This window comes from Spiroplasma endosymbiont of Anurida maritima, assembly GCF_042465095.1.
In the GTDB taxonomy this organism is placed as follows: Bacteria; Bacillota_I; Bacilli_A; order Mycoplasmatales; family Mycoplasmataceae.
The window spans coordinates 544596-569980 of the sequence record NZ_CP102059.1; the positions used below are offsets into that span (position 1 = coordinate 544596).

The following is a 25385-nucleotide window of genomic DNA, read 5'->3' on the forward strand; positions in this document are numbered from 1 at the left end:
ATTGGATAAGTTAAAAATAAATATACCACCAGAAAATCAAAATGAATTTGATAATGTAATTGAAAAATTATATGACAGTTTAAACAGAATGATAAATGCCTATAGCTATACAGAGTTTATTGGAAATAAAATATTTTCTTCAAGCAACAAAGATAAAAGTTTTTCTTTAGATGGAAAATCTGAAAATATTAACAATTTAATTCTAGAAATTGTCAAAAGTGCTGATTATTTTGGAAAAATGGTCGATTTAACAACAAATTTTGATACTAAAGAATATGATATTCTAGCTGGTAAAGATTTTGCTAAAGCAATATCTGAACAAATGGGAGTTTTTAGTTCATTTTTATGACCGCAAACAGAAGCTTTTTTAGCAATTATTGATAAAATAATTCAAAATGGAGCATTTCCTATTAAAGAATTTGGGGCCGGAACTTCAGAATTATTTTCAATTTTTACAGAAAAAAACACTGATGGAGATATAGTTTTAAATTATGATATGTTTAATAAAATTAAAGAAATCGTAAATTATCAAAAAAATCACCCAAATGACAAGTCATTTACTAAAAGCTTAACCGAAATAGACATGACTGGGAAATATTACAAAAAAATTCTAAAAAATTATGGTTTAGATGAAAAAACTGATATGTATAAAGACGGTTCCTTATTTAATATTTTTTATAAATGATCACATGACCCTAATTCATCTATGTACAAAGCATTTAAAAAACTCTTTAATACTAAAGGTAACTTTTTATCAGATTTAATAATGGAAAGTGAAAGAATTATAAATGAAAAGAGTTTTGAATTATTATTTAGAGATGATTTTTGAAACATTAAAGCCATGGGAGAAGGTGTTGATGGGTCAAAACTTGGATGAAATAAAGATAAAACAGAACTAAAATATCAATTAGATTATTTTGGTCCAAAAGATGCCAGTGTAGATTTAAATTTACACCAAGAAAAGTTGTTATATTATGACACAGATGAAAATACGCATAAAGATGATGGATTTGAAAGTTTTGGTGAAGATGATGGATTTGAAAGTTTTGGTGAAGATGATTCTTTTTCTGACCCATTTTTCCAATCTGAACCTACAAAAAACATGAAAGATATACCTAAAATACTTAAAAATATGTCAGAAACAAGTTTAATGAAATATGATGGTAAAGCAAATGAGTATTTAAAAGAAAGTAAAGATATTAAATATTCATATGTTGTAACATTTACTAACCTGAATGGTAAAACAAAAACAAAAGAACAAAATTGAAAATTTATTGATTTTAAATGATTTTATAATAACAAAAGATATTATTAATGTACTTATAAAATAGAGATTTCTCTATTTTTTTTGTATAATTATTCTAATGAAAAAGAAGGTTATAAAATGATTAATTTTAATAGCTCAAAAGCTACAGGATATAAAAATAAGGTTTTTAAAAAATATGCAATAAAAATTGCAAAAGAAAATAAAATATTTATTGTTTCACGTTCTAAGTGATACTATAACTTATGAATAATTGGATGAAACAATTTAAAGGTGTTTAGTGAATTACTAAAAGACATTTTAAGAACAAAACAAATTGATAGTGATAATTTAATTAACAGTTACTATTCATCTCAAAATTTAGCAGCGGATATTTTAAAAATATGCCTTAATATTGAAAGTTGTTTTAAAGGTTTTCTTGAATATAAAGGTCATAATGCAGAATATCAAAAATATACAATCGGTGATTTAATTAATAAAACAACATTTGACCTAAAAAAAGAATATATTGAAGAACAAAAAACAATTTTTGGCCTTTTTGTTAAAAAAATAACACAAAAAGAAGTTGATGCACAAGAAGCGTTTCAAAATTGATTACATTTAAGAAACAATATAGCACATAATAATTTTACAAATGTATTAAAAGATAAAAAACTAACAACATATTTTTATAATATTTTATGTTTGTTGCCTTTAAAATCTAGGTTAAAACATAAAAAAAGATTTCTTAAACATCTTAAAAAAATAGAGTTTTTGCAAGATAAATTAAATAATAATTAAAGAGTTTTTAATATTTATTTATTTGTAGTATAATTTATGAATAAAAATTAAGAACTTTTTATTTGGAGAAAATATGAAAAATATACAAGCTTTTGAAAATTTAAATATCTTTTTAGGTTTTGAAATAACTATATTTTTTGTTATGCTTTCTCTGGTAATTTTTTCAATTGCGTTTTCTGTTTTAAATTTAATGAGCCATAGGTGTTTATCAAAAAAATCAATTATAAAGAATTTACAAACATTTTCTTTTGTGGTTTTCTTGGTTTTATCAATGGGACTATACAATGTACTATTTATAGGAAATTTTTATGGACAAATTAATCAAAATAAATTAATCTTAATAATTACCTTTACATCAGTGCCTTTACTGTTTATTTCTTACTTTATTAAATTAAGTATCTTTAAAAACGAAAATCAAAAATCTTTTAAAACTAATTCATTATTTTTATTTTTATTTTTAACATTTTTTATAAACTATTTAATGTTCTTGTCTAATGTAAATATGTTTACATTAATAATAAAAAATATTTTTAACATTTTGTTTTCTTTAGTGGTTTTTAATGCATTAATTAGTGTTTTAAAATTTGTTTTAAAGTATTCTCACAATAAAGATTTATATTTTTCTAAACTAAAAGTTTTAATTAATTTTAATAATAATTTAATTGCCTTTTTGTTTAATCTTTATTTCACAGTAACTCTAATTTCTATTTTTCATAGTTTTTACAATAATAACCCTGCATCATTTTTATTATTATTAAAAGCAATTTTTAGTAATATAGTAAACTTTATTTTGTTTACAATAAGTGTTGTTTTTTACTTAATAAATAAAAAAAGTAAGCAAAGCTTGGATAATGTTTATGGAACAAAATTAATAAAAACAAATAATTTAATAAATTTTTTAAATCAAAACAACAAGAATTTTGATGCGGAAAATTTATTTAAAAACTATATCGATATCAAACAAGTAGACGTGCAAATTTGTTAATTTTTCTTATTTATTAATTCAAATTAAATTAATTATTAATAAATAAGGAGAAATTAAATATGAAAAAATTATTGAATATTTTAGGTTCGCTAACTTTTACTGTTTCAACAGTTGCAACTGTTGTTGCTTGTGGTACAGAAGTAAGTTCCAGCCCATATAAAGATAGCGAAATAAATGATATTAAAAATAAAAATATTGTGTCACAAGTTAGATCAACTTCACAATTAGCAAAAATTATGATTGGTGGAAGACACGAAAATGGTAACTACAATAGTGTTCCAATGTATGGTTTTTTTAACTCATCATCACCACACTTTAAATTAAATAATGGTGAAGAAGTAGACTTTTCATTAGAAAAAGCGGATTTATTAAAACTTCAACCAGAGTTGAGAGATAAAAATCCAATTGATGGTCAAATGAGACGTCCACAATCTTCATATTATTACGAAAAAGGAGCTCATAATAAAGGGCTTGTTCGAGAAGGTAAGTCTTATAACTATAACGATAATATTTGAAGTTATTATGACACTGGTGCTTTAACAAATTATACAATGTTAAATAACGAAAAAATGAAAAAAAACTTTGTAGATGATGGTAATTACTTTTGAGATGTAAAAAAAGGTGCAGGATTTTTAACAGAGGAATTATTTAACAGTAACTTATATAACTCTGAGAAATCTATGTTTGAATATGAAGTTCAAGATAAACTTATTTCATACGGAAAGCAAAGTACATCGCCAGTTTACGGTTCTTATAAAAAAAGTGGTGTAGGAGTTATTGATTTATTAATAAGTACATTACAATCTTTTGGTCAAGGTTCAGAATTTATATCTTTAAGTGGTTTAAACCAGATATTACCTATTTTGAAATCTAACGATCCAAACGGAGAGAAAAACAACTTTTCATTAGTTTTAGCGGTAGCAGGAATTTTATACTATAATTTTTCAAATAATTGATTGAGTGACAGTGATAATTTAACCTACGTGGGTGTTAATTTTTTTGAAGATGAAACACAAGAACTTTTAAAAAAAGTCAAAGAAGTGGCTGACGCAAGCTTAACAATTAGTGCAATTACATTAATGTCAAATTCTGGTGGATTATTTGGTAATTCAAATGTAGATACTATTATGGAAAAAATCATGACTTTAGGAAATTTATATAAAGAAATTTTTGCAACAGCTAAAGAAAATTTAGATCTTGAAAAATTAAATAGTTCAATCGGTAATTACTTAGGAGATAGCATTAAAGCGATTATAGGAGATGTTGGTGGAGTTGTTAATCCTCAACCAAAAGCATTTTTACTTTTCTTTGCAGATGCATTTAAAAGCAAGGATTTTCCTACAACTAAAATTATTTCATTGTTAGGAAACTTATATAAACCATTTTTAAGTTTAAAAGAAGGTTCAACTTATGAGTACACTAAAAATAAAGATTTTGAATTAGAAGTAAAAAATTTATATGAATATAGTGAAAGCGACTATAATCCCAATATTGCTGAAATTGATCCAACATCTAATTACGCAAAAAAAATTAAAGAAGTTCATGGAGTAATTATCAATGAAGATGAAACAGAATCATATAAAGAAAATTCAATTTTTGGTTCTTTAAATTCAATGGCAAATGATCCAAACAATGAATTTTATCAAGGAATTCAAGAAGCTGTTTATTCAGAAAATGGTTTCTTTAAACAATTGTTTGGAGATATTTCTAACAATATTGAAAAATCATGATTTGATTTAGTTTTTATGGATAAAAATTGAGATATCAAAGCTGATGGAATTGGTGTTAATAATACAAAATTAGGTCTTTATAGTAATGCTAAAATACCAGCAAAAGATGGAAAATTAATTGAAACAAGTTCAATTACATATCAATTAGACTATTATGGACCAAAGGATAAAAGTACAGATTTATCTCTACATGAAAAAGAAATTAATCATGTAGATGCAAAAAACATTCCAGATTATATAAAAAACCTTTCACCAGAAGAACAAATGAAATATGATGGATTAGGAAATGAATATATGAATAATAGTGATGAAGTTAAATATTCATATATTGTAACAATTGCTAACACAAGTTCTGATGAAGATAATGCAAATTGAAAGTTTGTTGACTTTGAATGATATTATAATAATCAAAGATTTTATTAAAATATATTAATAAGTAATTTAAGGAGAAATTTATGAAAAAATTATTAAATGTTTTAGGTTGTTTAACTTTTACAACAGCAACAGTTGCGACTGTTGTTGCTTGTGGTACTGAATTAACATCAAACCCTTATAAGGATAGCGAATTAAACGATATTAAAAATAAAAACATTGTGTCACAAGTTAGAGCAACTTCACAATTAGCAAAAATTATGATTGGGGGAAGACATGAAAATGGTAACTACAACAGTGTTCCAATGTATGGATTTTTTAATAGCTCATCACCAAATTATAAATTAAATAATGGTTTAGAAGTTGACTTTTCTTTAGAAAAAAACGAATTACAAAATTTACAACCTGAATTAAAAGATAACAACCCAATTGATGGACCAATGAGACGTCCACAATCATCGTATGTTTATGAAAAAGGTCAACACAATCAAGGGTTAGTTAGAGAAGGTAAAGCATACAATTACAATGATAATATTTGAAGTTATTATGATACAGGTGCTTTAACAAACTATACTATATTAAATAATGAAGCAATGAAAGAAACATTTATTGGAAAAGAAAATCATTTTTGAAATGATAAAAGAGGAGCTGGTTTCTTATCAGAGGAATTAGTTAATTCTAATTTATATGATAAAGAAGAACAAATGTTTGAATATAAAGTAGGGGACGAAACTATTTCTTATGGTAAAGAAAGTGCAAGTGCTCTTTATGGTTCATACCAAAAAAGTGCTTTAGGTGTAATTGACTTAGTTGTTAGCTCACTACAATCATTTGGTCAAGGTAATGAATTTATTGCATTAGCCGGATTAAACAAAATAATACCAATGTTAAAAACAACACAAACATGAGATGCTCACAACCTCGCTTTAATTGTTGGAGCTACTGGAGTTGCACATGATTCTTTAATTCAAACTTGATTTTTAGAAGAAGATTCTCCATTAGAAGCAGCTGGTGTAAACTTAGATTTACCAGAAATTAAACCTTTAGTTGATAGACTTATTTCAATTCAAGAAAATGCAGGATTAATGATGCGTGGTATAACATTAATTGAAAAACCAGGAGAAGCAAACCTTTTTGGAAACGAAAATGTAGATGTTATTATGTCAAAAACTTTAGAAATATCATCTATTATTAGAGAAATATTAACACTAAATAAAGACACGTTTAAAGAAGACGTATTTAATAGTTTGTTAGGACAAAATATTAGTTCAGCTATTGATACAATATTTAGATTAATACCAATGTTTGGATTCCAAATATATCCTCAAGCAAAATCATTTTTACTATATTTTGCAGAAGCTTTTAAAAGCGAAAATTTCCCAACATGACAGCTTACATCATTAATTGGAGAAGTATTCAAACCGTTTTTACAATTAAAAGATGGAACAAAATTTGAATATGAAAAAAATAAAGAATTTGAAGCAATTGCAAAAGATCTTTACAATTATTCAGGGCCTGATTATAATCCTAATATCCACGAAATTGATCCAACATCTGATTATGGTAAAAAGATTAAAGAAGTTCACGGAGTTATTATTAACGAAGATGGTTCTGAATCTTATAGAGAAAACTCAATTTTTGGTGGTCTAGATAACATTTCTAATAACCCAAATAACCCATTTAATCAAGCAATGCAAGAAACAGTATACAGTGGCGATGGTTTTTATAATTCATTATACTCTGAAATTAACAATGATATTCAACAATCATGATTTGACTTAGTGTTTATGGATAAAAACTGAGATATTAAAGCTGATGGAATAGGTGTCAATAATACTAAATTAGGATTATTTACAGAAGCACAAGTTCCAACAACTGGTGGAAAATTGGTTGAAACAAGTTCAATAACATACCAATTAGACTATTATGGACCAAAAGATGAAAGTACAGATTTATCATTACACGAAAATGAAATTGATCATGTGGGAGCAAAAAACATTCCAGATTATATAAAAAATCTGTCGCAAGAAGATCAAATGAAATACGATGGTTTAGGAAATAAATATATGGAAAATAGCGATGAAGTAAAATATTCATATATTGTTACAATTGCCAATGTTGGTAAAAGCAAATCAAACCAGAATTGAAAATTTGTAGATTTTGAATGATATTATAACAATCAAAGACATTATTAATAAAATTAAATAAATATAAAAAAAGGACTTTATTTCCTTTTTTATTTTGTAAAATATTATAATTTTTTGTAAAACAATGTTTAGATTAAATTACAATTAATCTTTGCTTGTTTTATATTTTGTTTCTATATGTTATTATAAAAATTGGCAAATAAATTTTTTGAATTAGATAAAGGAACAAAATGAAAAAGTTATTAAATATTTTAGGTTCGTTGGTTTTTACAACTTCAACAGTGGCAACTGTTGTTGCTTGTAGTTCAGAACTATCATCATCAAACACTTACAAAGATAGTGAAATTGAAAATATTAAAAATAAAAATATTGTATCGCAAGTTAGAGCAACTTCACAATTAGCAAAAATTATGATTGGTGGAAGGCATGAAAATGGTAATTATAATTCAGTACCAATGTACAGTTTTTTTAATGGTTCTGCACCGCTTTATAAATTAGACAATGGGCATGAAGTTGATTTTTCTGTAGAAAAAAACGATCTACAAGCACTTCAACCAGAATTAAAAGATAATTCTCCAATTGATGGTCCAACTCGTAGACCTGAATCTTCTTATCATTATGTGAAAGATTTCCATAATAAAGGTTTAGTTAGAGAAGGTAAAACTTATAACTATAATGATAATTATTGATCTTTTTATGACACAGGAGCTTTAACAAACTATACAATGTTGAATAATGAAGCTATGAATGAAATGTTTTTAGTTGATAGTGGAGATTTTAATCACAAGAAAAAAGGGGCAAGTTATTTAACAGAAGCTTTATTCAATAATGGTTCTTTTGACTATGATACAAATAAATTTGAATATTTATCAACTGAAGGAGAACTTATTTCTTATGGTAAAGAAAGCTCATCAGCTTTATTTAGTTCATATCAAAAGAGTGCATTAGGTATTGTTGATCTATTAATATCATCAATTCAATCATTCGGTCAAGGTAATGAATTTATTACTTTAAGTGGACTAAATAACATTTTACCTATTTTAAAAACAAGTGATGTGGGTATTAGAAATAATTTTGGATTAATTCTGTCAATTGTGGGGTTAGCGCATGGAACATTTAAAGTTGATTGATTTCCAAGAAAAATAGAAGAATCTCCTCTAACAGAATTAGGGGTAGATCTTGAAAGTGAAAAAGCAAAAGAATTAATTGCAGAGATTAAAAAATTTAGCGGACTAACACTAGCTGTTACTAGATTAGCCTCAGATCCTTCAAAAACTTCTCTTTATGATAATAATGATGTTGATATCATTATGAAAGAAACAATTAGATTATCAGAAATTTATCGTGATTTATTTGAGTTAAGTAAAGATACATTTAATGAACAAGGCTTTAATGAACTTATTGGAAATATGATTAGTAACACAATTAATTTAGTTTTAAGTGGAACAGAGATTATTAATGTAGAAATTTATCCGCAAACAAAAGCATTTTTAACTTATTTTGCACAAGCATTTAAAAGTGAAAATTTTCCAACATGAAAAATTTTATCTTTTTTAGGTAATATGTTTAACCCGCTATTTATAAAAGATGAAGATGAAAATTATAATTATATTAAAAATGTAGATCTTGAAAAAGACCTAAAGTATATTTATGAATATAGTGAAAGTGATTATAATCCAAATATTCAAGAAATTGATCCAACTTCTAATTATGGTAAAGAAATCAAAAGGGTTCTTGGTTTAGTTATAAACGAAGATGGATCTGAAAGTTATAAGCCAGATTCTGTTTTTGATTCAATTGATGATATTGCAAATAATCCAGACAATTTCTTTTATCAAGCAATTCAAGAAGCAGTTTATTCAAATGATGGATATTATGGAAAATTATTTGCAAGCATAAATGAAGGAATTGAAAAATCATGATTTGATTTAGTTTTTATGGACAAAAATTGAGACATCAAAGCTGATGGAATTGGTGTTAATAATACAAAACTTGGTTTATTTAATGAAGCTGAATTAAAAATGCAAAATGGCAAGGTTGAAAAAACTAGTTCAATAACATATCAATTAGATTATTATGGACCAAAAGATGAAAGTACAGATTTATCATTACACGAAAATGAAATAAATTATAATTCTGCTAAAAACATTCCTGACTTCATTAAAAATTTATCACAAGAAGAACAAATGAAATATGATGGAACGGGAGATAAATATATGGAAAATAGTGATCAAATTAAATATTCATATATTGTAACTATTGCTAATGTAAGTAGCAACACATCAGAACAAAATTGAAAATTTGTAGATTTTGAATGATACTATAATAACCAAAGATATTATTAATAAAAATAAAAAGGTATAATAAAAGAATAATATAAGTAAGGTTGATTTATGAATAATAGTGTTATGTGAAATAGAATAGAGCTACAAGCACAAAATTATTTTCATGTTGAAACAATAGTATTGTTTGTTGTTTCTTATATATTCTTGTTTTTTGCAGCGATTATTTTTAACAAAGTAATTATGAATAAAAGATTAAAAATATTTTCGCCAAAATTTTTTTATTTTTAACGTTGTAATTTTAAATATTTTTATCTTAATAACATCTTTTTTATTAGATTTTCAACTTTATTTAAAAGGTAATATTTTTACAAAAATTTGATTAATCGCAAATTTAATAGCGATGATTTGTGCTGTATATTTTTTCTTTAAAAAATCTTTTAAAAAAAATAGTTTATTTTTACAAAACCATTTTAACTACGATAAACTTTTAGTTTTTCCTTTAATGGCAATTATTTTTATGATTATTTTTAATACTAATATATTTATTTTCATTTTTTTAATCTTTCCATTTATACTATCTTTATTCATATTGGCAAATATTTTTGCATATATTTTAAGTAAAATTACCAAAAAGTTTATTTTAAATAACGCAGTATTTTTTATTAACTTACACTTTATTACTTTATTTTTAAACTTGTATATTAATTCTATTTTAATATTAAATGGCAGAATTGTTACAAATGATTTTATTTTATTAGTATTGTATAATCATTTATTTTTAATAGGGTTATCACTGTTATCTTTTTCTAAGTTAGTATCTTTATTACTTTCTAATCATGTTTTTACTCGCAATAAAGAAAATAATAATAACAATTTTTCAAACTTTGTTATTAATAAAATATTTTTAAAACTAATAATGTTTTTTAAATTAATAAAAAAAAGTTTTATAGATCAAAAAAAAGTGGTGGTTTTATTGTGTTAAAATAAATTATCATTTTTATAAAAATATTAAGTTTGAATATAAAAATAGCAAATATTTAAAGGAGTAAGTATATGAAAAAGTTATTAAATATTTTAGCAAGTTTTACACTATCCGCAGCCACTGTTGCGACTGTTGTTGCTTGTGGAACAGAAATGGGTCAAACAAATGCCTATAAAGATAGTGAATTAAATAATATAAAAGATAAAAATATTGTGTCACAAATTAGAGCAACTTCACAATTAGCAAAAATTATGATTGGTGGAAGACATGAAAACGGGAACTATAACAGTGTTCCGATGTTTGGGTTTTTTAACAGTTCATCACCAACATTTAATTTAAATAATGGTCAAGTTGTTGATTTTACAAAAGAAAAAAATGATTTAGAAAAATATCAACCAGAATTACAAGATAAAAATCCAATTGATGGTCAAAAAAGAAGAGCAGAATCTTCATATCATTTTGTGGAAAATAAACATAATCAAGGAATTGTAAGGGAAGGTCAATCTTATAATTTTAACACTAACATTTGATCAACATATGATACTGGAGCTTTAACAAATTATACAATCATGAATAATGAAGCTATGAATGATAAGTTTATTGAGACAGAATATGGTTTTTGAGATGATGAAAAAGGTGCAGGATTTTTAACGGAAGAATTAATAAATTCTAATATGTTTGATAAAGAAAAATCTGTTTTTTCTTATGAAAATATTGATGGAGAAAAAATTGAGTACGGTAAACAAGTATTTGATGGAAGCTATGGTTCTTATAGAAAATCTTCTATGGGAGTTATTGATTTAATGTTATCTGCATTGCAAGTTTTTGGTAATGGGAGTGAGTTTGTTTCTTTAAGTGGTTTAAATAAAATTTTACCAGTTTTAAAAACACGTTTTGAAACAGGGGACAAACAAAACTTTGCACTAATTTTAGCGGCAACAGGAATTGTTTATGGTGGATTACTACCTAAATGGTTTGAAGACACAGAAGCTAGTGAACTAAAAGAAGCGGGGATAGATTTTACTTTACCTGGAGTTTCAGAATTAGTTAAAAAACTTACAGATATTATGAATGGTGCTGGTGGTGCTCAAGATCTAATGGGTACAGCTATGGAATTGATTGCGGAACCTACAGAAGCTGCCTTATATGGAAATACAAATGTAGATTTTTTGATGACAGCTTCAATGGAAATATCATCAATAATTAAAAAAATATTAACAATAAACAAAGAAACATTTAATGAAAATAAGTTCAATAGTTTACTGGGAAACAACATTAGTGATGGTATTAATAATATTTTTAATTTAATCGCTTCACCATTTTTAGATGTAGACATATACCCACAAGCTAAGGCATTTTTACTTTATTTTGCAGATGCATTTCAAACAGAAAATTTTCCTACTTGACAAATAACATCAATTCTTGGAAACATGTTTAAACCATTTTTAAATAAAGTTGAAGGCGACGATCATAAATATGAAAAAAATAAAGAATTTGAAGCCAAAGTAAAAGAATTATATGAATATTCAGGTGATGATTACAATCAAAAAATTGAATTAATTGATCCAACATCAGAATATGGTAAAAAAATTAGAGATACACTAGGAGCTATAGATAATGAAGATGGTTCAGTAGACTATGCACAAAATTCTTTATTCGGTTCTTTAGACAACATGGCTAATGATCCAAACAATTCATTCTATAATGGATTACAACAAACCGTTTATAGTAATGATGGTTACTTCCAAAATAGTTTTGATGAAATTAATGAAAGAACACAAAAATCTTGATTTGATTTAGTTTTTATGGATAAAAATTGAGATATTAAAGCTGATGGTATTGGAGTTAACAATACAAAGCTTGGTTTATTTGAAGGAGCAGAAATTCCTATAGAAGATGGACCATCTGTAAAAACAAATTCAATTACATATCAATTAGATTACTATGGACCAAAAGATGAAAGTACAGATTTATCAATGCATAAAAATGAAATTAATGCTGTGGGAGAAGCAAATATGCCACAAGCAATCAAAGATATGACACCAGAAGAACAAATGAAATATGATGGGTTAGGTAATAAATACATGGAAAATAGCAAAAATGTTAAGTATTCATATATTGTTACAATTTCAAACATTACAGGAGATAATGCAAATCCTAATTGAAAATTTGTAGATTTTGAGTGATACTACAACGACCAAAGATATTACTAATAGTACAAAATAAAAAAAGACTTTGAACAGAAGTCTTTTTTTTATTTTTTATTTAAACTAATTTGAATTTATTAAATTGGTATTGTTTTTAGAAAAATAAGTATCTAATTTATGCATAAAAAAATACTATTAATATTGAAGGGGATAAACTATGAAAAAACAAAATGTTATATTATATGCTCCATGTGATGGGGTTGTAAAACCTATTTCTGAATTAAATGATGAAGTTTTTTCANNAAAAAAAATGCTTGGTGACGGTGTTTTTATAGAACCAACTAGTGGGAATTTTGGTTCTCCATTTGAAAAAGCGTCAATTGAAATGGTTTTTAAAACAAAACACGCCATTTATTTTAAAAGTGAAGATGGTCCAAGTGTATTAATGCACATTGGATTAGATACTGTTACTTTAAATGGAGAACCATTTAAAGTTAATTTTAAAAAAGATGATATTGTTAATAAAAACGACGACGTCGTAATTGTTGATTATAGTAAAATGATTAATTTTTCTAAATCAACACCATTAGTATTTGATTCCACACAAAATAAAGGTTGAAAGTTTAAGTTAAGGGAAAATATACTAAATGTTAAAAAAGGTGATCCAATTGGTGAACTAATTTTTACAAAAGCATTACAAGAAGAAAAGCAAGAAAGATTATCTTTTGTAAATCAAAAAGGAAGATATGAAAAAATAGCTGAAGAGTTATTAGTTCTTGTTGGTGGTGAAGAAAATTATAAACAAGTGTTTAATTGTATGACAAGATTAAGATTTGAAATAAAAGATAAGTCAAAAGTCGATGTTAACTCTATAAAAAAATTGCCTTTAGTTAAAGGGGTAAATTGAGCAGGCACACAAATGCAAATCATTGTGGGTGGTGAAGTGTACAAAGTCAAAGATGCTTTTCTTAAATATATAAGTGATTTAAAAAAACCTCAAGATGTTAGAACAAATATTGTTAAGAAAAGTTTTGGTAGCAGATTATTATCTGCGATGGGTGGTATTATGTTACCCTCAATCCCAATACTTTTAGCATCAGGAATATTGTTGGGATTAAGATCTATATTTATAATATCTGGAATTATGCAGGATATAGTTATGACAAATCCTGGAGAAGGACAAGTGTTAATATCTGATGCTAATGTTTTTGGGGCTATTTTCTATATTGCAGCTGAAGTGGGGCTAAGATTTGTAGGAATTGTTATTGGTTATAACACCGCTAAATATTTAGGAGCAAATTCAATAATGCAACTATTTATTTCCTTGGCAATTGCTAACCCTATGGTGGGTACTGGAATGAGTTGAGTATTTATTTCGTTTGGTTCTTCTGATAACTTTACTGAAATAATGGTTCAAACATATACAAATTCTATATTACCTCATATTGCTTCGGCGTTTATGTTGTTCTATTTAGATCGATGAATAAAAACTTGAATGCCAACAACGGTTGACATTGTTTTTAGACCCTTGATAACATTTTCTATTATAATAACTGCAATCTTCTTTGCATTAGGCCCAGTTTTATACTTGCTGGAGCAAGGGATTTCAGTAGTATTTAGTAGTTTAGGTAAAATCCCATATGGAATTGGGGCAGGAATTTTTGCTTTAATATGGCAACCGTTAGTTTTAACCGGAATGCATATTGCAGTAATTATGCCCGTTTCATTAGATAGAGCATCAGAAATTCCGACAACACTAATGGTATCAACTCAAATTGGAGCATTTGCACAAGTTGGAGCAGTAATTGGTGTTGCTATAAGAACAAATAATGCACAAGTTAGAAGAGCGGCATTTGGGGCAATCCCTGCGGGTATTGCGGGTATTACAGAACCAAGTATTTATGCTGTTAACTTACCAAAATTTAGACCCTTTATTGCGGGTGTGGTAGCTGCCGGTATAATTGGAACTATATCTGGCTTTTTAGGGACAGAAAGTAGAGTACCGGGTGGTGATGGTGTTTTTTCAATAATATCAGCTATTGCTGAACCTACCGTGAATGAAACCATTAAAGGTATGACAATAAACAGTATTAATAATACATTTACAGGTTCACCTCTATCAATTTTAGGTAACATAATTGCTACTTGTTCAGTATATGCATTAGCAATAGGAACAGGAAGTATTCTTTCTTTCCTTACATATTCTGAAAGAAAAGATGAAAAAAAAGAAATCATGTCAATCAACAAAAAACTTATTGGTATTTTATCTAGTCATAATGATTTGCCAAAAAAAGAAGTTTTAACTAAAATTAAAAAAGAAATTTTAGAAATTGAAAATATTGTTTCTAAGAATGATACTGAGCAGATTAAAAAAATTGAAAAAGAAATTGTTAAACAAACACGTGCCAATGTGCTTCTAGAGTCCGTTGTTAATGTAATGGAAATGAAAAAGTCTTCAATAGTTAAGAAAGCCCAAAAAGAATTATTAAAACCAGATAACAAACAAAATAATAAAAAATTAGATTTGTTAGATAAAAAATATTGAAAACTTGTAAACGGAAATAAACTAAAACCTCTTGAAGAAAAAGCTGATAAGATAACTAAGCAAAATGAAATATTTATTGCTTCATTAAAAAATATACAAGAAGAAAAACTAAAAAACATTCATTTAGTTCTGAATAAAATTATTAAAAAATTAAATTTTGATAAAATAGAAGGTCTTGAAAATGATTATTATAATGCTGTACATTCTTTAGATATTAATTATCGAATAAGTGAACCAAAAATTATAACAATTAAAAAAGAAAAGAATAAATTATTTAAATTATTTAATAAAAAAACAATATCAAATAAAACAGCTTAGCTGTTTTTTTATTTTACATTGTGGAAAATATTTAAAAATATTAATTCAATTAAAATATGCCTAAAAGCAGAGTTGAAAAAAGCGCTTTCTGCTGGTATTAACATTTTGTTTTCTACATCTTTAAATTTAAAAGACTGCGCTTCTGTTGTAATAACAAATATTTTGCTTTTATCTTTTACAAGATCATAAGCACGTGACAATGTTTCGTTATCTCTTCCTGTACAAATAAATAATATAGAATTATAATTATTTAATTTTCTTGAAATTGTTTCAAACGTTCAAGAAAGATTAACATTTGTTATATTAATGTTTTTTTCATTAAAAAGTGGTATCAAAAAATCATTTAATCTAGATAAGTTATATGACAACACTAAATTTATTTCTTTGTTTTTATCAACTTGGTTTATTTGATTCTTAATGAAGTAAGAATTCTTTTCAAAAATTTCTTTAACACCTTTGTAATATGGATCTAAGTAGCTAACTCCACTTACTGTTGGGAAACTTTGTTTGCTTATTTCAATTTTTTCTAATTCTCCCTTTAGTAAAAAAATTAACTCTCGATAACCATTTACCCCTAACTTTTTGCAAAAATATGTTATTGATGATATGGATAAAAAACATTGATTTGCAAGTTCTCTTTGTTGCAAAAACTTTCCTTTTATAAAACACTCTAATATTTTTTTNNTTGCTATTAACACATAGTTGCTATTATTATCTCCTTTTGCAATATTTTCAATAATTGTAAAATAACTTTTCATTACTTACCTCGCTTATAATTATTATATATTAAGTTTATTATATTAAATTAGTTCTACTTTTTTAAAACAGTTCTAATATAAAGTTATTTGATAGATGTATAAAAACAAATTGATATTATAAAAGTATAAATTATGTATATAAAAAAGGAGTAAAATGAAAAAATTAAAATTTCCAAAAGGATTCTTGTGAGGTGGTTCTACTAGCGCCTATCAATTTGAAGGCGGTGTTAACCAAGGTGGAAAAGGTTTATCTGTTCAAGATAAAAACAAAGATAACTGAATGCCTGGTGTTACTGGTTTTGAAGTTTGTTCTGATCACTACAATAATTGAAAAACAGATGTAAAAATGTTAGCGGAACTAGGATTTAAGTCATACAGATTTTCTATAGCTTGAAGTAGAATTATTCCTGATGGAGACGGAAATATAAATAAAGAAGGAATTAATTTTTACAAAAATTTAATTTTAGAACTTAAAAAGTATAATATAGAACCGGTTGTTACAATGTATCATTTTGATTTACCTTTAGCGTTAGAAAAAAAAGGAGGTTGATTAAGTAGAAATACGGTAGATGCCTTTGAAAAATTTGCGCGAGCTATTTTTAATGAGTATAAAGATTTGGTAAAATACTGATTAACAATAAATGAGCAAAATATTGTAGTTTTAATGAGTGATGTTATTGGAATGGCTAACACTCACAGCACAGGAAACAAAATAAAAGATAAGTGGCAAATAAATCACAATTTATTATTAGCTCAAGCTAAAGCCGTTATCGCTTGTAAAGAAATTTGTAAAAATGCCTTAATAGGACCAGCTCCAAATATTTCTGTAACATATCCAAACTCAAACAAACCATTAGACTTTTTAGCAAAACTTGATTTTGATATGGAAAGAAACTGAGTTTATTTAGATGTTGGTGTAAAAGGAGTATATCCTAATGTATTTTTAAGAAAACTTGAAAAATTGAACTCTATGTTTGATTATGAAAAAAATGACATGAAAATTCTTAAAAAAGGAACAGCAGATTTTATTGCCTTTAACTACTACAACTCAGCAACAATAAAATACAAACAAGCACACACAAACAATTTAGAAATTAAAAAAGATCAACAATCAGGGTTGGTTGGTGATACATACGAAAAAGTAAGAAACAAAAATTTACCACTTACAGAATTTAACTGAGAAATTGATCCTGAAGGGCTTAGAAACACATTAAGAGACATTCATGAAAGATATGGGTTACCATTAATGATTACCGAAAATGGTATTGGGGGATATGACACTTTAACTGAACAAGGTACAATCAATGACGATTATCGTATTAAATATTATCAAGCGCATATCACTCAAATGGCTCTAGCTATTGATGATGGTGTAGAACTTATCGGTTACATGCCTTGAAGTGCAATTGATTTAGTTTCAACTCATGAAGGTGTTAAAAAAAGATATGGGTTTATATTTGTAAATCGTGATGAATTTGATTTAAAAGACATGAAAAGATACAAGAAAAAATCTTTCTTTTGGTATCAAAATGTTATTAAAACCAATGGTGAAAACTTATCTTAAAAACAATAATTGAAAAATTGCTTAGCAATTTTTTTTTACTTTAAATTGATAAATTATATGCCTTACATTTAATGTTATAATAATAAAAATATGAAATGTTTAATTGTGGGGTAATATTTATGACTTTTAAAAATATAATAGAAACTTTACAAAAGAACGGTTCTAAACAATACAAAAAAATTTATGAGAATCATGGAACAACCGGTTTAATATTTGGAGTTAAAACACCTATAATTTTAGATTTAGCAAAAAAAGTTCAAAAAGTTAAAGATAACTTAATGTTGTGCAAAGAACTTTATGAGTCAAAATATTATGAGGCAAGAATTATAGCTTTTTTATCAATTGATCCTAATGATTTATCTGATGAAGAATTTTTAAGTTGAACTATGTGTGATCAAAGTTCTTCTTTAACAGAAAACTATGTAGTAGAAATGGCAATAAAGCATGATAATGCTCACCAATATACTATGGACTTTATGAATTCTAATAATCCAGTTTTAGAAAGTTTAGCTTATAATTTATATGCAAAAGCCATTAAGAAGGGGTTATTTGAGCAAAACATAGTAGAATTGAATAAAATTATTGCTCACATTGAAAACAGGCTACAAATATCGTCTAACAGAGTAAAATATACAATGAATAATTTTTTAATAGCTGTGGCTTGTTATGTTAAAAAACTGAGAAAAAACGTTTACGAAACTCATAGAGTTATTGGTAAATTTACAGTTGATATGGGAAAGACAGCATGTAAAATTCCAGATGTTATAAAATTTACAAAAAAATATATTGCTAAGCATGAAAAAAAATAGTGTTTCTTTTATGTTGTTAAAGTTATATAATTAGTTCATGGGGGTGTAATGGGTTCGACAGATAAAGCAGATAGAGAGTTGCAGTGGTTTTGCAGACCATAATGCTAGGATTAATAAAATGCAAAAAATGATAAAAAAGTAGAAGTACCAGCATTCATGTTAAATAACAACAATGCAAGTGCTACTATGTTAGCTGTTTAATAATCCGCAGTTAGGATTTGGCTAAACTTTGTGCTTATTTCAAAACTATGGTACAAAGATTAAATACAGTTTTGATCGATAGCTATTATTTTCTTTAGTAATAGTTATTTAAAAAGATAAAGATAGTTTAATTGCAATTTTTCTTGTTTTTGCAATAAATGAAATAAATTAACAAGGATAAACTGTAGACGCTTTCTAGCAAACTTTTTTTTGGAAGCGAGTTCAATTCTCGCCACCTCCACCATTTTTTATTTAGATATGTTAATTCTTGGGGATTAATTTATGTAAATAAAAAATGTTTTTTTACTAAAAATATTTTTATTATTTCTTCTATTTTCATTTATTTATTCTCTAATTTGTGTATAAATATATATACATAGAAAAATAAAAAAAATATCAAAAAAATAATAATAACAACAAAATAATAATAAATATAACAATTAATAAAACTATTAAACTTGGGGGATAAAATGTATAATCAAAAACTTATCGATAATTTAAATAATGATATTAACAAACACTTCCCACATCTAAAAACAATTGAACCAGATTATAAAGTTGTTTTTGATGGGGTTTCAAGAATGGTTGTTTTAGACCGTTATGCACAGAAAGACATTAATCATAAAACATTAAAAGTAGGAGATTTAGTAATAACTGTTGTAAAAGATGATGGAGTTTTTCCGTCACGCGGAATTGGTTACATAACCAAAATTGACAAAAAAAATAATATTTGTCATATTGAAATTGAAGAACAATATGTGGGTGCAATTGATCCATATTTATTAGTTGAAGGTGAAACAAACATTATTTCAAAAACAATTACATCGGTTGATAAGCCGTTAGAATTGTTTTACGAACAAATAGCATATCGTGTAGCTAAAGCTTTAAGTTTTAACGAAACTGATACAACACATTTTAATAATTTTTATAACGAATTAAAAGATCATAACATAGTGCCAGCAGGTAGAGTTTTATATGGTAGTGGTAGTGGAAATAGTGTAACTTTTTTTAATTGTTTTGTAATGCCTTTTATTCCAGATTCTCGTGAAGGTATTTCAAATCACCGTAAAGAAGTTATGGAAATTATGTCGCGAGGTGGAGGAGTTGGATCAAATGGATCTACTTTAAGGCCAAGAGGAACTGTAGCTAAAGGAGTTGGGGGACGTTCAAGTGGGACTGTATCTTGATTGAACGATTTATCAACATTAACACATTTAGTAGAGCAAGGTGGTAGTCGACGCGGGGCGCAAATGATTATGTTAGCTGATTGACACCCAGATATAGTTGAATTTATCATTTCTAAAATGCAAAATGCTAAAATTTTAAGATGATTAGCACAAAATTCAAGTGATGAAACTGTTAGAGCTGAAGCTAATAATAAATTAAAATTTGTTCCATTAACAAATGAAGAACAAAACTTTTGTGATGTTGTTTTAAGTAACCCGGATAATTTTGATAAAAATACATTAGAATATGTTAACAAAAAAATAAAAGACGGCGGAACTTGAGAAGTAAATAATCCAGATTATTTAACTGGGGCAAATATTTCTGTTACTTTAACGCATGATTTTATGAAAGCTGTAGAAAATAATGCTGATTGAGATTTAAAATTTCCAGATTTAGATTCTTATAATAAAACTNNGCAAAAAAAATTCTATGATAAAAAATGAAAAGAAATTGGTGATGTTCGTGAATGAGAACAAATGGGTTATAAAGTTAAAACTTACCGTACAATGAAAGCTCGTGATCTTTGAGATTTAATTAATTTTTGTTCTAACTATTCAGCAGAACCTGGAATCTTCTTCATTGATCAAGCAAATGACAAAACAAATGCAAAAGCATATGGAATGAAAATTGTAGCAACAAATCCTTGTGGAGAACAACCGCTAGCACCATATTCTGTATGTAATTTAGCTGCAATTAACTTGGCTAACTTTGTTGATAAAAATACAAAAGAAATTTTATATGATAAATTAAAACAATCAGTAACAACTTGTGTTCGTTTACAAGATAATGTTATTGATGCTACACCTTACTTTTTAAAAGCTAATGAATTACAAGCAAAAGGCGAAAGAAGACTTGGGCTTGGTGTTATGGGTCTGCATGATATTTTAATTTATGCAGGATTAAGATATGGAAGTGATGAAGGAAACGCCGTTGTTGATAAAATATTTGAAACAATTTCAACAACTGCATATCGTGCATCAATTGAGTTAGCGAAAGAAAAAGGAAGTTTCCCTTTCTTAACTTCTAGAGAGAAGTTTACTGAAACTGGTTATATGAAAGATATGCCAAGTGATATTTTAGAAAACATCAAAAAATATGGGATTAGAAATTCTCACTTATTAACAATTGCTCCAACTGGATCAACTGGAACAATGGTTGGTGTTTCAACAGGACTAGAACCTTATTTTGCATTTGAATTTTATCGTTCAGGACGTTTAGGAAAATTTGTAAAAGTAGAAGCAGCCATTGTTAAAGAATGATTAGAACATAATCCAGAATATAAAGGTAAAGAATTACCAAATATATTTGTAACAGCAATGGAATTAAAACCAGAAGAACACGCTGATGTTCAGTGTATTATTCAAAAATGAGTTGATTCATCAATTTCTAAGACAGTTAATGCTCCAAAAGGGTATTCTGTAAAAGATGTTGAAAAAATATACATTAGATTATACAAAAACGGAGCCAAAGGTGGAACTGTTTACGTTGATGGCTCACGTGATACTCAAGTATTATCATTATCAAATGATGAAAACAACTTAGATAGCATTGAACAAGTAAATATTCAAAATTTTGGTATTGAAACTGATGGAGTACAACAATTAACGGATGATAAAAAAGCTGAGTTAAAAAACTTAGCAAACTTACGTGGAATTAAACAAGATCGAAAAATTGGAACAGATTTAGGTGATTTATGTCCAACATGTAAAGAAGGAACAATGATCGATGCTGGGGGATGCGTAACTTGCAACAATTGTGGAATGCAATTTAAATGTGGTTTATAATTCCTAATATTATAATAGAAAAGGTAAATAAAGAATAAATCACCCAAAGTAACGAGTGATTTATTTTTTATATGATACTTTAATTATAAAATATTTAATTTTTTATATGATAAAATAAAAAAGATGATTTAAAATAGCAAATAGAAAAGGGGTCTCAAAATGGCGATCAGCGATAAAAAATTAGTTCAAAAACATAGAATAACAGCTCAAGAAATAATAAAACTAAGTGAAGAATACAAAGGTTTATCCGATGAAGATTTATCAAATAAGACAGATTTATTTGTAAAACAATTACAAAATAATGAAGTTAGTTTAAGTGATTTAATTGTACCGGCTTTTGCAACAGCAAGAGAAGCTGCAAGAAGAGTTTTAGGGCTAGAAGCATACGAAGTTCAACTAGTTGGAGCGCTTGTTTTATTTGAAGGGGATGTTGCTGAAATGAAAACAGGAGAAGGTAAAACTTTGACTGGTTTAATGGCGGCTTATATTTGTGCTTTAGAGAAAAAAGGTGTACACATTGTTACTGTTAATGAATATTTATCAAAAAGAGACTCTGAAATAAATGGGAAGGTTTTTAATTTCTTAAAATTAAGCGTTGGTTTAAATGCAAGAAAATTAACAAAACAACAAAAAAGAGAAGCTTATAGTGCTGATATTACTTATACAACAAACTCTGAATTAGGTTTTGATTATTTACGTGATAATATGGCTAAAACAATGGGTGATAAAGTTCAAAGAGGATTGAATTTTACTATTATTGATGAGGCAGATTCAATTTTAATTGATGAATCAAGAACACCGCTTATTATTGCTGGAGGGCGCCAAAATAGAAATCCACAATATAAAGCAGCTGATGCTTTTGTAAAAACTTTAAAAAGAACAAACGACGTTGATATTGATATTGAAACTAAACAAGTTTCACTAACAAGTGAAGGTGTGATCAAAGCTGAAAAAATGTTTAGTGTAGGTTCGTTGTTTGATATTAAAAACACAGAACTTTATCATATAATTTTAAATGCTTTAAAAGCAAGATTTGTTTTTAAAAATGGGATTGAATATGTTGTTAAAAATGGAGAAATCGTTTTAGTTGACTCATTTACAGGTCGTTTAATGGAAGGTCGTTCTTATAGTGATGGATTGCAACAAGCACTTCAAGCTAAAGAAAATTTAGAAATTGAAAATGAAACTTCAACAATGGCAACAATTACATATCAAAATTTATTTAGACTTTATAATAAGTTAAGTGGGATGACTGGTACTGCTAAAACTGAAGAAGAAGAGTTTGTAAAAATTTACAACATGCGTGTTGTAAAAATTCCTACAAATAAACCAATTATTAGAAATGATCAACCTGACTACATGTTTAGTAATAAAAATGCTAAGTTAAAAGCTTTAATTAAAGAAATTAAAGTTTTACATGAACTTGGTCAACCAATTTTAATTGGGACAACTTCAGTTGAGTCATCAGAAGTTGTTGCTAATCATTTACGTAGTAATAATTTAAAATTTGAAATGTTAAATGCTAAAAATCATGAGCGTGAAGCTGATATTATAGAAAAAGCTGGACATCAAAAATCTATTACTGTTGCTACAAACATGGCTGGTCGTGGGACTGATATTAAGTTAGGATCAGGTGTAAAAGAACTTGGTGGGCTTGCAGTTTTTGGTGTGGAGCGAAATGAATCACGAAGAATTGATAATCAGTTAAGAGGGCGTGCCGGAAGACAAGGTGATCCTGGATTTAGTCGTTTTTATGTTTCAATGGAAGATGAATTAATGATGCGTTTTGGAGCTGATCGTATTAAAAAAATGTTTAATAAATTAGGTGATGATTATATTAAATCAAAAATGCTAACACGAGCTGTTACTAATGCTCAAAAAAAAGTTGAGGGTTCTAACTTTGATCAACGTAAAAATATTTTAGATTACGATAACGTTTTAGCACAACATCGTGAAGCTATGTATTCACGTCGTGATTTAATTCTAACTACAAATAACATTGAAGATATTATTAAAAAAATGCAATATACTGCAGCTTTTGATATTACAAATATATTTTCAGAAAAAGTTCAAGATGAAATGTATGTAAATTATGAAAGATTAATTAAAGGGATTAACGGTAAAGTTGTTATTCCAAACTCTGTAAAAATAGAAGATATTAATGAAAAAGAACGTAATGAAATTGCTAAAATTGTTTCAGAGAAAATGTTTGAGTTTTACAAAGTTAAAAATAGTGATTTAAAACCAGAAGTTCAAAACGATATTGCACGAAAAATAATTTTACAATCTTTTGATAACTTTTGAACTAAACATATTGATGAAGCTTCAAAGTTAAGAAGTGGTATTTATCTACGAAGTTATGCTCAAACAAATCCGTTACATGCATATGTAGAAGAAGCAGCAGCATTATACAAAAACATGCAAGTAAATATTGCACATGATGTTGTTATAAAGTTAGCTACAGTTACAATCAAACAAGTTACAAAGCCACAAAATGATTCTGAACAAGATTTAATGATATACAAACAAAAAGGGTAATATATGAGTTTTTCTTTTGACGTAAAAGATGAAATAAGCAAAAAAATTATAAATGATTGTTGTAAAAAGAGTTTTATGCAATCATTTTTGCTCTTGGTCAAAAAAAAACAACCATTAAACTCAAAAGAACCTTTAATATTTGTTATTAAATCCTTACCAATAGCTAGAACCATTATAAAGTTGTTTAAAGAAGTTTTTCCGAACATTGAAATAGAATTTTCACTTTATAAATCTAAAACAAAAAATTTATCTTTTGTAAAATGTAGAGTTTATAAAGGAATTGATATTTTACTTAATCAAATTTCTATAAATAATAGGGTGGATGTTGTGGAATTCCCAAAACATGATCAAGCACTAGAGGAAGACTTTAATGAGTGTGATCGTGCATTTTACAGTGGCGCTTTTGTTGCTTGTGGAAGTGTTAATTCACCTAAAACATCAAACTATCATATTGAATTTTCTTTTGATAATGAAACTACAACTGATAACTTTATTAAAGCTATTGCAACTTTTAATATAGATTTTATATTCAAAAAACTAATTAGAAAAAATAGATATGGTGCTTATTTAAAAACATCAGCACATATTACAGATTTTTTAGTATTTATGAGTGCAACGGATAATATGTTGTTATTTGAAAGTGATCGTATGGATCGCAGCTTTAAAAATGCTTTAAATCGTTATAATAACTTAGATATTTCAAACCAAATGAAAATTAATGCATCTTCTTTGAAACAAATTAATATGATTAATTTTTTAGAAAAAAAACGACCTTTTAGCTGGTTTAAGTGAAAATGCTCAAAAAGTAGCTAGATTGAGATTAGATAATGATGCAGCTTCACTTTTGGAACTTTGTGACTTATTTTTTGAAAAATATAATAGATATATAAGTAAATCAGGGATAAATCACTTATTTAGAGAAATTAAAAAAAAATTATGAAGCAAACAA

At 26.6% G+C, this 25385-nt stretch carries 16 protein-coding genes, 1 other RNA gene and 1 pseudogene; 16 read left to right on the plus strand and 2 right to left on the minus strand.

Annotated features, from left to right (window positions below; translation table 4 throughout):
- Position 1 precedes the first annotated feature (1 nt).
- The 7 genes from NPX79_RS02620 (at position 2) to NPX79_RS02650 (ending at position 9851) form a co-directional block, all read left to right on the plus strand.
- On the plus strand, positions 2 to 1315 hold the full coding sequence (locus NPX79_RS02620) for a hypothetical protein (protein ID WP_381414887.1): 1314 nt from the start codon (positions 2 to 4) through the stop codon (positions 1313 to 1315).
- Between the two features lie 69 nt (positions 1316 to 1384).
- Positions 1385 to 2044 carry a hypothetical protein gene (locus NPX79_RS02625; protein ID WP_381414888.1) on the plus strand — a complete coding sequence of 220 codons (660 nt, stop codon included), beginning with the start codon at positions 1385 to 1387 and terminating at the stop codon, positions 2042 to 2044.
- Positions 2045 to 2117: 73 nt separating this feature from the next.
- Positions 2118 to 3029, plus strand: coding sequence for a hypothetical protein (locus tag NPX79_RS02630; RefSeq protein WP_381414889.1), 912 nt, complete (start codon positions 2118 to 2120; stop codon positions 3027 to 3029).
- A gap of 59 nt (positions 3030 to 3088) precedes the next feature.
- A complete protein-coding gene (locus tag NPX79_RS02635; RefSeq protein WP_381414890.1) occupies positions 3089 to 5182 on the plus strand; it encodes a lipoprotein in 2094 nt (697 codons plus the stop codon).
- Positions 5183 to 5214: 32 nt separating this feature from the next.
- Entirely contained in the window at positions 5215 to 7326 is a 2112-nt protein-coding gene (locus tag NPX79_RS02640) for a hypothetical protein (protein WP_381414891.1), read from the plus strand.
- Between the two features lie 182 nt (positions 7327 to 7508).
- The gene (locus NPX79_RS02645; protein WP_381414892.1) at positions 7509 to 9623 is read left to right on the plus strand and encodes a lipoprotein; all 2115 of its coding nucleotides are present in this window, start codon (positions 7509 to 7511) and stop codon (positions 9621 to 9623) included.
- 48 nt (positions 9624 to 9671) lie between these two features.
- On the plus strand, positions 9672 to 9851 hold the full coding sequence (locus NPX79_RS02650) for a hypothetical protein (RefSeq protein WP_381414893.1): 180 nt from the start codon (positions 9672 to 9674) through the stop codon (positions 9849 to 9851).
- A gap of 186 nt (positions 9852 to 10037) precedes the next feature.
- Here the strand turns inward: NPX79_RS02650 and NPX79_RS02655 are convergent, their stop codons facing one another.
- Positions 10038 to 10436, minus strand: a complete 399-nt coding sequence (locus tag NPX79_RS02655; protein ID WP_381414894.1) for a hypothetical protein — start codon at positions 10434 to 10436, stop codon at positions 10038 to 10040.
- Between the two features lie 180 nt (positions 10437 to 10616).
- Here NPX79_RS02655 and NPX79_RS02660 point away from each other — a divergent pair, with 180 nt between their 5' ends.
- The gene (locus NPX79_RS02660) at positions 10617 to 12758 is read left to right on the plus strand and encodes a lipoprotein (RefSeq protein WP_381414895.1); all 2142 of its coding nucleotides are present in this window, start codon (positions 10617 to 10619) and stop codon (positions 12756 to 12758) included.
- Positions 12759 to 12909: 151 nt separating this feature from the next.
- Positions 12910 to 15555: a glucose PTS transporter subunit IIA gene (locus NPX79_RS02665; protein ID WP_381414896.1), complete on the plus strand. Its 2646-nt coding sequence runs from the start codon at positions 12910 to 12912 to the stop codon at positions 15553 to 15555.
- 8 nt (positions 15556 to 15563) lie between these two features.
- On the opposite strand, the gene NPX79_RS02670 is transcribed toward NPX79_RS02665, so the two are convergent.
- Positions 15564 to 16313: a hypothetical protein gene (locus tag NPX79_RS02670; protein WP_381414897.1), complete on the minus strand. Its 750-nt coding sequence runs from the start codon at positions 16311 to 16313 to the stop codon at positions 15564 to 15566.
- Between the two features lie 154 nt (positions 16314 to 16467).
- Between NPX79_RS02670 and NPX79_RS02675 the strand changes: the two genes are divergently transcribed.
- From NPX79_RS02675 to NPX79_RS02705, 7 genes and pseudogenes are all read left to right on the plus strand, one after another.
- Positions 16468 to 17877, plus strand: coding sequence for a glycoside hydrolase family 1 protein (locus tag NPX79_RS02675; protein WP_381414898.1), 1410 nt, complete (start codon positions 16468 to 16470; stop codon positions 17875 to 17877).
- Between the two features lie 119 nt (positions 17878 to 17996).
- Entirely contained in the window at positions 17997 to 18686 is a 690-nt protein-coding gene (locus tag NPX79_RS02680; RefSeq protein WP_381414899.1) for a DNA alkylation repair protein, read from the plus strand.
- A gap of 39 nt (positions 18687 to 18725) precedes the next feature.
- Positions 18726 to 19131, plus strand: a transfer-messenger RNA (tmRNA) gene (ssrA, locus tag NPX79_RS02685).
- A gap of 226 nt (positions 19132 to 19357) precedes the next feature.
- Positions 19358 to 21898, plus strand: a complete 2541-nt coding sequence (locus tag NPX79_RS02690; protein WP_381414900.1) for a vitamin B12-dependent ribonucleotide reductase — start codon at positions 19358 to 19360, stop codon at positions 21896 to 21898.
- A 159-nt stretch (positions 21899 to 22057) separates the two neighbouring features.
- Positions 22058 to 24436, plus strand: a complete 2379-nt coding sequence (secA, locus tag NPX79_RS02695; protein WP_381414901.1) for a preprotein translocase subunit SecA — start codon at positions 22058 to 22060, stop codon at positions 24434 to 24436.
- A 3-nt stretch (positions 24437 to 24439) separates the two neighbouring features.
- Positions 24440 to 25249, plus strand: a complete 810-nt coding sequence (gene whiA / locus NPX79_RS02700; protein WP_381414902.1) for a DNA-binding protein WhiA — start codon at positions 24440 to 24442, stop codon at positions 25247 to 25249.
- A 1-nt stretch (position 25250) separates the two neighbouring features.
- Positions 25251 to 25307: pseudogene (locus tag NPX79_RS02705) on the plus strand (hypothetical protein); the annotation flags it as partial.
- Between the last annotated feature and the right edge of the window lie 78 nt (positions 25308 to 25385).